The following is a 9,798-nucleotide window of genomic DNA, read 5'->3' as shown; positions in this document are numbered from 1 at the left end:
GCCGTCATCACCACCCGGCTCACCGTCTTGCGTTGCTGCTTAAGCAGCAGAGAAGCGAGATTATGCAGCCCTTCTCGTACATCGTCAACTGGTTTTTTCTCGCTTCGCTTAAAACCCGTCGACCGCGGCACGCTGCAATCCTGCGCCTCTCAAAGAGGATGCGAATAGTAGGCCAAGCAGACTCGCATGACAAGCCCGTGAACCCAACATTTTTTCAGCGCCCGCGCGCGGCCGCCACGACCGCCTCCAGTGGAGGCCGCACGCGCGCCAAACCTGCTGCGGTATCATCGCGGCCGCACTCACTGCTGCCTTCAGATGCGCCGTCAATGACCGAGCAGAACTATCAATCGATTCTCGAGCAGATTCATCGCGACATCGAACCTTGGCGCACCGCCGGGCGTGTTGCCAATTACATTCCCGAACTCGCCAGAGTGCCCGCTGAACGCTTCGGCATGGCTATAGTGACCGTTGGCGGGAACGTCTTCAGCATCGGCGACGCCAGCGTACGCTTTTCCATTCAGAGCATCTCGAAGCTATTCGCCTGCACGCTCGCGTTCCAGTTGCTGGGCGACGCACTATGGGAGCGCGTCGGCCGAGAGCCGTCGGGTACGGCATTCAATTCGCTCGTGCAACTCGAGACCGAACGCGGCAAACCGCGCAACCCGTTCATCAACGCCGGCGCACTCGTCGTCACGGACATCCTCTGCCGCCGCTTCGTCGGCGCGGAGACTGCACTCGTGCAATTCATGCGGCGGCTGACAGGCGCCACGGACATCGACTACGACCTGCGCGTCGCCCACTCCGAACTGGCGCACGCCGAACGCAACCGCGCGATGGCGCACTTCATCGCAAGCTTCGACAACCTGCAGATGCCGCCTGAAGTGGTCATCGACGCATATTGCCGCCAGTGCGCGATCGAGATGAATTGCGTCGAGCTCGCCAAGGCGGCGCTGTTTCTCGCCAACGGGGGCGTCGCCCCCGTGTCGGGCGAACGCATTCTCGACGAAAGCTCGACCAAGCGTCTGTCCGCACTGATGTTGACCTGCGGCACCTACGACGCAGCGGGCGACTTCGTTTATCGCGTCGGGCTGCCGGCGAAAAGCGGCGTCGGCGGTGGCATCGTCGCTGTGCTGCCTGGCGAAATGGCGGTGTGCGTGTGGTCGCCCGGGCTCGATGCCAATGGCAATTCACTTGCCGGCACGTTGTCCCTGGAATGGTTGACCACCCTGAGCAAGCGGTCGATCTTCTAAGGACAGCGATCGCTCGGAACCTCGCTCGAACTCAATCGGTAGCAACGACGTTCGTTGCCGAATTCTTTGCTCGCGGCATGGTTGCCAGTCGCCTGGTACCCCACTGCACGATCATGGCCAACAGTGACGCCTCCAGGAACGCGACAGCCGGATGCTGATGAGGCAACGAGAACGCAAGCAGCAAGCAAAAAGCCGCAAACGAGAATCTGCCGAGCACCATGCCTCGCAGCAGCGAAATCACAAAGTCTGGTCCATACGCGCGGTGCGATGAGACCGACAAGACGATTCCGAGCAGCGGAAAGACCGCGAGCAAACCGCTCCATGCGGCGCCCAGCCGACCAGACAAGGAGGTAACCAGCAGCGTGAGGACCGCGCCTGCAACCATCCGGCCGATCAAGTCGGAGCGCCCAAGCGATGCGCCTGCGGCGCTGGACGAACTGCGCGGCATGAAGAACTGGCCGAAGCCCACAGCAGCGAGGGCTGCGGTGACGGCCCAGCCAGGCGATGCCGGCAGCATCGACAACCCGCACGCAGAGATGAACCACGCAAGCAGGCCGGCAGCTAACGCTATCGGCCACGAATGGGAGCGACAGCTCCACGCATAGGCGAAATTGAATGCTTCCGATGCGAGGATCGCGGAGAGGGAAAGCGTAGCAGCATGCGCGCCGAAGACAGGGCCACGCGTGAGCACAAGGATGAACAATATCGGCCCGGCGACTACGGGTAAGCCGGCTAACCATCCAGCAATCGATGGCCCCCACCACCTGCCCGACATTGAAACGATAGCCAAGAAGAACGGAACAAGCGTCAGTTTGAGCGCGAGCATGCCGGATCGAGCTGATTTAAAGCACGATCATACCTTTGCGAGCGCGAACGGCTCGCTAAAAAAGCGATTTTCCTCTGACCGATATAGGCACGTCCGTTGCGGTTATCCCACCATCCGGATGCCGATAGGCCGTAGCCAACCGGGAGGAGGCAATCATGAGACAAACCGTCGTAGGCGTTTATGACGGCTATGCCGATGCGTGCGCGGCACAGCGTGCGCTGACTGAAGCCGGTCTATCGCAGGCCGACATTTCGATTTACGCGGCGTCGGTTGGCACGTCGTCCACGGGCGGCCCGCGCGTCTATGCTCCCGGGGGCACAGAGGTGCGCCGCGAAAAGCCCGTCTTCGATCAACTCGAACAATTGTTCTCCAGGCTGTTCAAGCCCGGCGAGTATCCACCCGAGACGGAAGATTATCGCGAAGTCATCCGGCGCGGCGGTGCGGTCGTCAGCGTCGATGTACCGGAAGTGCAAACCGATCTCGCGTGCGACGTCATGCGCCGAACCGGTGCGAACGACATCGCAGAACGTGCCAAAGCGTGGCGCGATCGCTTGGACGAACAGTCCCGGCGCGCACAGGATGAAGAGCGCACGATGAGCAGCCGAGAAGAGCCGCCACTGACATCTGCACCGCAGCATTCACTCGGGCAGCAACAGCATCAATCGCCGAATACGAGCGAAGCAAGCTCGGCCTCCGTCCGCGATATGCCCGCCGCCGACGGGACGCCGACGCCTCGTGCCACATCCGCACCGTTTTCCGCATCGGCTCCAAATCCGAGCAGCCGCATGCAGCAAGCGTCGACGCGCACGGATGACGGCACGCTCCTTCGCACCGATGAATCCGCCGCGCAACCGGGGCTTTCCTCGGGCGTTCCAGGCGACGCTTCGGACGTCTTCGAGAGAGAGTCGCAGTCTGCTGGCACGGCTCGCGAGTCAGAAGACAATCCATTGGATTCCGATCGACGGCGCGACGAGGCGGTGAAGGCATCCGCGCCGCAATACACCCCCGGTACCGGATACGCCGGCGACCCGGGCATGGATACGGCGTTCAGCGACGATAGTGCATACGATGAAGAATTCCGGCGTGACTATGACAGCCGTTATGCGAATGCGGACGCGCCCTACGATGACTATCGCCGCGCATATGTCCACGGCGTGTCGGTCGCGCAGGACGAACGAAATCGCGGACGGGATTGGTCTCAAGTGGAACCCCATGCACGCGAGCATTGGGAAACACGCTATCCGGAAAGCGCCTGGGAACGCTTCAAGGCCGCCGTCCGGCACGGATGGGAGCGGGTGACGGACAAGCGATAGCGCTCGCATCGCCTCTGTTAGAACAAGGAGGAAGCGCCGGCCGAGCGGCGCTTCCCCGCCTTCCCTCCGCCCCTCTCTCCCAGAGCGTCAGCCGTATCGATCGACGTGTCGCTCCTCGGGCGCTACGTTTTCTTCGATACGTATCTACCGATTCCCCCTTACCGCTGCGTGCCGATTCATCCTAAGCTTTAGCCATCAGCGCGGCCTTTCGCCGCCGGCGGCGGCGTCTCGGAGGGCGCCGGATGAAAAAAATGGAAACCCGCCTGTTCCCGCAGCGTCACTGCCCGCCGTTTGCCTGCGCGCCTAGGCGCCGGGCGCGATCCATTCCGATACCGTTCGGCAGGGTAGTCGCCTTCCTTTCGGTGTGCCTCGCTTGCGCGCTCGCCGGTGCGCAAGCCAGCGCGAACGAAGTCGTCGTCGCGACGGTCGCGGGTGCCATTGGGCCGGCCAGTGCGGATTTCATCATGCGAGGCCTTGCCCGAGCGGCCCATGACCGGGCCGAACTCTTCGTCCTGGAGATGGATACCCCCGGTGGGCTCGATACGTCGATGCGGCAAATCATCAAGGCGATCCTGGCGTCGCCGGTGCCGGTCGCCGCGTACGTCGCCCCGAGCGGCGCACGCGCCGCGAGCGCGGGAACCTATATCGTCTATGCGAGCCATATAGCGGCAATGGCCCCCGGCACAAACCTTGGCGCCGCTACGCCGATCGAACTAGGTGTCGGCGGGAGCCCCGCATCGCCGCCCACGCCCGCCGCAGCGCCACGCGACCGTCCCAACGACGCGAATACCGAAGCCGCCTCCGCCGCCTCTACACCGTTGCCGTCCGATACGCGATCGACAGAAGCTCGGAAGCGCATGGCAGACGCCGTGGCCTATATCCGCGGCCTCGCGCAAATGCGCGGGCGCAACGCCGAATGGGCCGAACATGCGGTCCGCTATGCGGCAAGCCTGCCTGCGGGCGACGCCGCAACACAGCATGTCGTCGATTTCATCGCGAACGACCTGCAAGACCTGCTTGCCAAGTCAAACGGTCGTACGGTGCAGACCTCGACCGGCGCTCACCGCCTCGACACCTCGCATGCCAACCTCGTCGTCCTCGAGCCCGACTGGCGCAGCCGCTTGCTTGCCGTCATCACCGATCCGAACGTTGCGCTGATCTTGCTGACCATCGGGGTGTACGGTCTTTTCTTCGAATTCGCGAATCCAGGGTTCGTATTGCCCGGCGTGGCAGGCGCAATTTCCCTGCTCATCGGACTCTTTGCGCTGCAACTTCTGCCGATCAACTACACCGGCCTGGCGCTCGTATTTCTCGGCATCGCCTTCCTGATCGCGGAAGCATTCCTGCCGACCTTCGGCGCGCTCGGCTTCGGCGGCATCGTCGCGTTCGCGGCCGGTGCGCTCATGCTGATCGATACCGACGTCCCCGGTTACGGAATCCCGTTGCCGGTCATCGCCGCGCTCCTCACGGCAGGCATCGCGTTCGTCTTCCTCATGTCCCGGTTCGCGCTCAAGGCGAGACGCCGGCCCGTCGTAACGGGAGCCGAGGCAATGATCGGCAGCGTCGGCGAGGTGATCGACGACGGTCTGTCGCCGGCGCTGAGCGGATCGCCCGAGAGCGAAGGAATGACAGGATGGGCGCGCGTACATGGCGAGCGCTGGCGCGTACGCGCACAGGCCGCCCTGCCCGCCGGCACGCGCGTGCGCGTCACGCGCCGCGACGGGCTCGTGTTGATCGTCGTCCCCACAGGAGAATCGTAATGATCGGATTTACCTTCGGCTTCAGCAGTCTGCTCATTCTCTTCGCCATCGTTCTCGTTGCCTCGTCGATCCGTGTGTTTCGCGAATACGAACGGGGAGTAGTGTTCACGCTGGGCCGGTTCTGGAAAGTCAAAGGCCCCGGGCTCGTGCTGATCGCCCCTGTGATCCAGCAAGCCGTACGTATGGATTTGCGCACCATCGTCTTCGACGTGCCGCCGCAAGACGTCATCACTCGCGACAACGTGTCCGTCAAAGTCAATGCGGTCGTGTATTTCCGGGTCGTCGATCCCGAAAAGGCGGTCATTCAGGTCGCGCGCTTTTTCGAAGCGACGAGCCAGCTTGCGCAGACGACGCTGCGAGCCGTTCTCGGCAAGCACGAGCTCGACGAACTGCTGGCGGAACGAGAGCAATTGAACGCCGATATTCAAAAGACGCTCGATACCCAGACCGACGCATGGGGAATCAAGGTCTCGAACGTCGAAATCAAGCATGTCGATATCAACGAAACGATGATTCGCGCCATCGCGCGCCAGGCCGAAGCGGAACGCGAACGCCGCGCGAAGGTGATCCATGCGGACGGCGAACTGCAAGCGTCGGAAAAACTGTTGCAAGCCGCGCAGACGCTCGCTCGGCAGCCGCAGGCCATGCAATTGCGATATCTGCAAACACTCACTACAATCGCTGCCGACAAAAACTCCACTATCGTTTTCCCGCTCCCGATCGATGTCCTGGAGAGCCTGCTGAGCCGCCGCTAAGGCGCGCGCCGCCTGATTTTCGGGGCATGTTCGATGCGCGAGCGATGGCGCGGCTCAAATAGTCGCTATTACGCCTGACAGCTGGCATCGGTATATCGGCTGTGTACAGTGGGACCCACCGCATTCGACGTCGGACCGCACCGCATCAGGAGACACACCGTCCATGGAACAAGTGAAAGCCTTCCCCTTGCTGGAATCGGCAAAACGGTATTTCGGCTTCGAGGAAGCCGGCACGAATCTGCGCACCGAATTGCTTGCCGGACTCACCACGTTTCTGACGATGGCTTACATCATCTTCGTCAATCCGGCCATTCTGGGCGATGCCGGCATGCCGAAGGAGTCGGTGTTCGTCGCAACCTGCCTCGTCGCGGCGCTGGCCACGCTCATCATGGGTCTTTATGCGAACTACCCGATCGCCTGCGCGCCGGGCATGGGCCTCAACGCCTATTTCGCCTATACCGTCGTGAAAGGCATGGGCTTTACCTGGCAAGCCGCGCTGGGAGCCGTTTTCATCTCCGGTTGCCTTTTTCTCGTCGTCACGCTCTTGCGTGTGCGCGAAATGATCGTGGACGGCATTCCGCACTCGATCCGTGCTGCCATTACAGGCGGCATCGGGCTGTTCCTTGCCATCATTTCGCTGAAAACGGCCGGCATCGTGGTCGGCAATGCCGCCACACTCGTAACGCTCGGCGATCTGCACAAGCCGCCCGTCATCCTCGCGACGATCGGCTTTTTCCTGATCGTCACGCTGGACTTCCTGCGCGTGCGCGGTGCCATTCTCATCGGCATCCTCGCCGTGACGGTGCTGTCATTCTTCTTCGCCGGCAATCAGTTTCACGGCGTCGTTTCTCCGCCGCCCTCGATCGACGCGACACTCTTTCACCTCGATATCGCCGGTGCGCTGTCGACTGGCGTCATCAACGTCATTCTCGTCTTCTTCCTCGTGGAGTTGTTCGATGCCACCGGGACGCTGATGGGCGTTGCCAATCGGGCGGGCTTGCTCGTCGAGGGCAAGATGGATCGGCTCAATAAGGCGCTGCTGGCCGACAGCACCGCCATCGTCGCCGGCTCGGTGCTCGGCACCTCGTCCACCACCGCCTATATCGAAAGCGCATCGGGCGTGCAAGCCGGCGGCCGGACGGGCGTCACGGCGATCACCGTCGCCGTGCTCTTTCTTGCCTGCCTTTTCATTGCGCCGCTGGCCGGCGTGGTGCCGGGCTACGCAACGGCGCCGGCGCTGCTCTACGTCTCGTGCCTGATGCTGCGCGAGCTCGTCGAGCTGCCCTGGGACGATGCGACCGAGGTCGTTCCGGCCGCGTTGACCGCGCTTCTGATGCCGTTCACTTATTCCATCGCCAATGGCGTGGCATTCGGATTCATTTCCTATGCCGGACTGAAGCTGTTCACGGGGCGCGCTCGCCAGGTGAAAGCCATCGTATGGATCATCGCGGCAGTCTTTCTGTTCCGATTCTTCTATCTCGGCTCGGAATGACAATGCGCGCGGCGCCAAGCCGCGCGCATTCGCTGAATCGTCCGCCCCCCGCGCTTCAGGCGCGGGCGTTCGCTTCGTAAAAGCGTACGTAACCGCTTCTCAGGACCGCGCATTGGGCGCGCGTCTCGTAGAGCAACCGGCGGGCTGCCGCTTCGATGCGCGCACGATGCGCGTCGAAGGCGCCGACCATGTCCTCCAGCCGCGGGGAGGCTGCGCCGAAATGGTCTTCCAGCGCCTCCGCCGTGATCTCGCATTGCACACGCTCCCCGTCGACCAGCGCTGGGAACGCCAGCGTCAACTCGCGTGCCGAGTATTCGGGAATTTCGTTCGGAAAACTGATCTGCATGGGATTCGCCTTTGCCATGACGAAAGCACCGAACCGCGCCGTGCGGGGATTGCTGCCTTCTTGAAGACAGCGCGGGCTACACGGCGGAAAATGACAGAATTCCGACCGTTGGATGTACTTTAGGCGTTTTGCGGCGACAAGCAAGTTTTCGCGAGCGGGGCCTCTCTCGCACCGCCTTGCGTCGTCTTGCGTCGCTCGTCAGGTATGCTGCGCTGCAAAACTCATCTGCCGGCGCTCCGCCGCTCGCGCCCAAACCACTCATGTCCGACATTGCCCGCTACCCGTTGGTCCGCATCGAACCGCTCGGTCGGGAATTCGACGCGCCGGCGCACTTGACGCTTTTGGAGGCGGCTACGGCCGCCCGACTCATACTGCCGAGGTCGTGCCGCAACGGGACATGTCGCACGTGTATGTGCCGCTTGGCGAGCGGCCGAGTCAGCTACCGCATCGAATGGCCGGGACTGACGAAGGAGGAAAAGGCTGAAGGCCTCGTGTTGCCCTGTGTCGCGGTAGCCGAGACGGATCTCGTGTTGACGGTGCCGGATGCCGAAGCGCTTTGATCCGGAAGCAGCGACGTCACTGCGCGTGCCCTGAGAACGCGTCACCACCGCGTTGGGCAGGCTATTCGTCCATCAAACGGACCTTCACCTTCTTCCCCTTCACCTTGCCCGCGCCGAGCTTGTGCAACGCATCGCGCGCAACGCCGCGTTCGATCGCCACGTATGTCGAAAATTCGGTCACATTGATCTTGCCGATCTGCTCGGCGCGAAAACCCGCTTCGCCCGTGAGCGCACCCAGCACGTCGCCGGGCCGAATCTTCTCCTTGCGGCCACCGAGGATTTGCAGCGTTTCCATCGGCGGTAACAACGGCGCGGTGCTTGCGGGTGTCAGCTCCGCAAGCGGGTGCCATTCCACTTCGCGCATTTGCGCCTGTTCTATGTTCCCGACGCGCCCCATCTCGTCCATGCTCGCGAGACTCAGCGCCCAGCCGTCCTTGTCCGCCCGGCCCGTGCGGCCGATTCGATGCACGTGGACTTCCGGATCGGGTGTCACGTCGACATTGATGACCGCTTCGAGATCCGCGATGTCGAGACCACGCGCGGCGACGTCGGTGGCGACGAGCACCGAGCAGCTACGATTCGCGAACTGGATCAGCACCTGATCGCGTTCGCGCTGCTCGAGTTCGCCGTGCAACGCCAGTGCATGAAAACCCTGTGCACGCAGCACGTCGAGCAGATCCCGGCATTGTTGCTTCGTGTTGCAAAACGCAAGCGTGCTCACAGGTCGGAAGTGGTTCAACAGCATGCCGACCGCATGCAGCCGCTGATCCTCGGTCACTTCGTAAAAGCGCTGGCGAATCTTGCTGTCATCGTGACGCTCTTCGAGCACCACTTTTTTCGGGTCGCGCAGGAACTGCTGGCTCAGCTTGCCGATGCCTTCCGGGTACGTCGCCGAAAACAGCAGCGTCTGGCGCTGCGCCGGACATTGACGCGCCACCGTCGCGATATCGTCGAAGAAACCCATGTCGAGCATGCGGTCTGCTTCGTCGAGTACGAGCGTATTCAGCGTATCGAGCGTCAGACTGCCTCGCTCGAGATGATCGATGATGCGCCCCGGTGTGCCGACGACGATATGCGCGCCATGTTCGAGGCTTGTCGTTTGCGGACGCATCGGTGTGCCTCCGCTCAACGTCAGCACCTTGATGTTCTCCTCGGCTCGCGCAAGACGCCGGATTTCCCGCGTGACCTGGTCGGCCAGCTCGCGAGTCGGACATAGCACCATCGCTTGGACCCCCGAGCGGCGCACATCGAGCCGCGCGAGCAGCGCGAGCGCAAACGCCGCGGTCTTGCCGCTTCCCGTCTTCGCTTGCGCGATCAGGTCTTGTCCCGCGAGCGCAATCGGCAGGCTCGCGGCTTGGATCGGCGTCATGTCGACATAGCCGAGTTGGGCAAGATTGGCGAGCGTGGCGGGCGCAAGCGGAAGGTCGCCGAAGTGTGAGGCTGTCGATTTATTTATCATGTCGTGGCGCGGGAAACAGCTTGCGCAGCAAGGCTTG

9 protein-coding genes are annotated in these 9,798 nt (G+C 62.6%); 6 read left to right on the top strand and 3 right to left on the bottom strand.

The features are described 5' to 3' along the window. The first annotated feature begins 326 nt into the window (after nt 1–326). Complete coding sequence (locus ACO1XS_RS14480) at nt 327–1,250, top strand: glutaminase (RefSeq protein WP_486390997.1); 924 nt, start codon at nt 327–329, stop codon at nt 1,248–1,250. 31 nt (nt 1,251–1,281) lie between these two features. On the opposite strand, the gene ACO1XS_RS14475 is transcribed toward ACO1XS_RS14480, so the two are convergent. Beyond that, nucleotides 1,282–2,076, bottom strand: coding sequence for a hypothetical protein (locus tag ACO1XS_RS14475; RefSeq protein WP_486390996.1), 795 nt, complete (start codon nt 2,074–2,076; stop codon nt 1,282–1,284). A 155-nt stretch (nt 2,077–2,231) separates the two neighbouring features. On the opposite strand from ACO1XS_RS14475, the gene ACO1XS_RS14470 reads away from it, so the two are divergent. The 4 genes from ACO1XS_RS14470 to ACO1XS_RS14455 all read left to right on the top strand — a co-directional run bounded on the left by ACO1XS_RS14470 (nt 2,232) and on the right by ACO1XS_RS14455 (nt 7,396). Further along, nucleotides 2,232–3,389 (top strand): hypothetical protein, encoded by a 1,158-nt coding sequence (locus ACO1XS_RS14470; RefSeq protein ID WP_486390995.1) that lies wholly within the window; start codon nt 2,232–2,234, stop codon nt 3,387–3,389. A gap of 251 nt (nt 3,390–3,640) precedes the next feature. Continuing rightward, nucleotides 3,641–5,149, top strand: a complete 1,509-nt coding sequence (locus tag ACO1XS_RS14465) for an NfeD family protein (protein ID WP_414720321.1) — start codon at nt 3,641–3,643, stop codon at nt 5,147–5,149. Then, complete coding sequence (locus ACO1XS_RS14460) at nt 5,149–5,904, top strand: slipin family protein (RefSeq protein ID WP_331572879.1); 756 nt, start codon at nt 5,149–5,151, stop codon at nt 5,902–5,904. Before ACO1XS_RS14465 ends, ACO1XS_RS14460 begins: the two co-directional genes overlap by 1 nt. Before the next feature lie 190 nt (nt 5,905–6,094). After that, the gene (locus tag ACO1XS_RS14455) at nt 6,095–7,396 is read left to right on the top strand and encodes an NCS2 family permease (protein ID WP_331572959.1); all 1,302 of its coding nucleotides are present in this window, start codon (nt 6,095–6,097) and stop codon (nt 7,394–7,396) included. A 55-nt stretch (nt 7,397–7,451) separates the two neighbouring features. Here the strand turns inward: ACO1XS_RS14455 and ACO1XS_RS14450 are convergent, their stop codons facing one another. Further along, nucleotides 7,452–7,742 (bottom strand): DUF1488 family protein, encoded by a 291-nt coding sequence (locus ACO1XS_RS14450; protein WP_331572881.1) that lies wholly within the window; start codon nt 7,740–7,742, stop codon nt 7,452–7,454. A gap of 260 nt (nt 7,743–8,002) precedes the next feature. Here ACO1XS_RS14450 and ACO1XS_RS14445 point away from each other — a divergent pair, with 260 nt between their 5' ends. After that, nucleotides 8,003–8,302 carry a 2Fe-2S iron-sulfur cluster-binding protein gene (locus ACO1XS_RS14445; RefSeq protein WP_486390994.1) on the top strand — a complete coding sequence of 100 codons (300 nt, stop codon included), beginning with the start codon at nt 8,003–8,005 and terminating at the stop codon, nt 8,300–8,302. 61 nt (nt 8,303–8,363) lie between these two features. On the opposite strand, the gene dbpA is transcribed toward ACO1XS_RS14445, so the two are convergent. Continuing rightward, nucleotides 8,364–9,761: an ATP-dependent RNA helicase DbpA gene (dbpA, locus tag ACO1XS_RS14440; protein ID WP_486390993.1), complete on the bottom strand. Its 1,398-nt coding sequence runs from the start codon at nt 9,759–9,761 to the stop codon at nt 8,364–8,366. Between the last annotated feature and the right edge of the window lie 37 nt (nt 9,762–9,798).

The sequence above is a fragment of the Trinickia sp. genome (genome assembly GCF_057351765.1).
This window is presented reverse-complemented; position numbering and strand designations above follow the sequence as displayed.

Bases quoted from the DNA above. Each gene is read 5' to 3' on its own strand.
- ACO1XS_RS14480 (WP_486390997.1), top strand. From the start codon at position 327: ATGACCGAGCAGAACTATCAATCGATTCTCGAGCAGATTCATCGCGAC.
- ACO1XS_RS14475 (WP_486390996.1), bottom strand. From the start codon at position 2,076: ATGCTCGCGCTCAAACTGACGCTTGTTCCGTTCTTCTTGGCTATCGTT.
- ACO1XS_RS14470 (WP_486390995.1), top strand. From the start codon at position 2,232: ATGAGACAAACCGTCGTAGGCGTTTATGACGGCTATGCCGATGCGTGC.
- ACO1XS_RS14465 (WP_414720321.1), top strand. From the start codon at position 3,641: ATGGAAACCCGCCTGTTCCCGCAGCGTCACTGCCCGCCGTTTGCCTGC.
- ACO1XS_RS14460 (WP_331572879.1), top strand. From the start codon at position 5,149: ATGATCGGATTTACCTTCGGCTTCAGCAGTCTGCTCATTCTCTTCGCC.
- ACO1XS_RS14450 (WP_331572881.1), bottom strand. From the start codon at position 7,742: ATGCAGATCAGTTTTCCGAACGAAATTCCCGAATACTCGGCACGCGAG.
- ACO1XS_RS14445 (WP_486390994.1), top strand. From the start codon at position 8,003: ATGTCCGACATTGCCCGCTACCCGTTGGTCCGCATCGAACCGCTCGGT.
- dbpA (WP_486390993.1), bottom strand. From the start codon at position 9,761: ATGATAAATAAATCGACAGCCTCACACTTCGGCGACCTTCCGCTTGCG.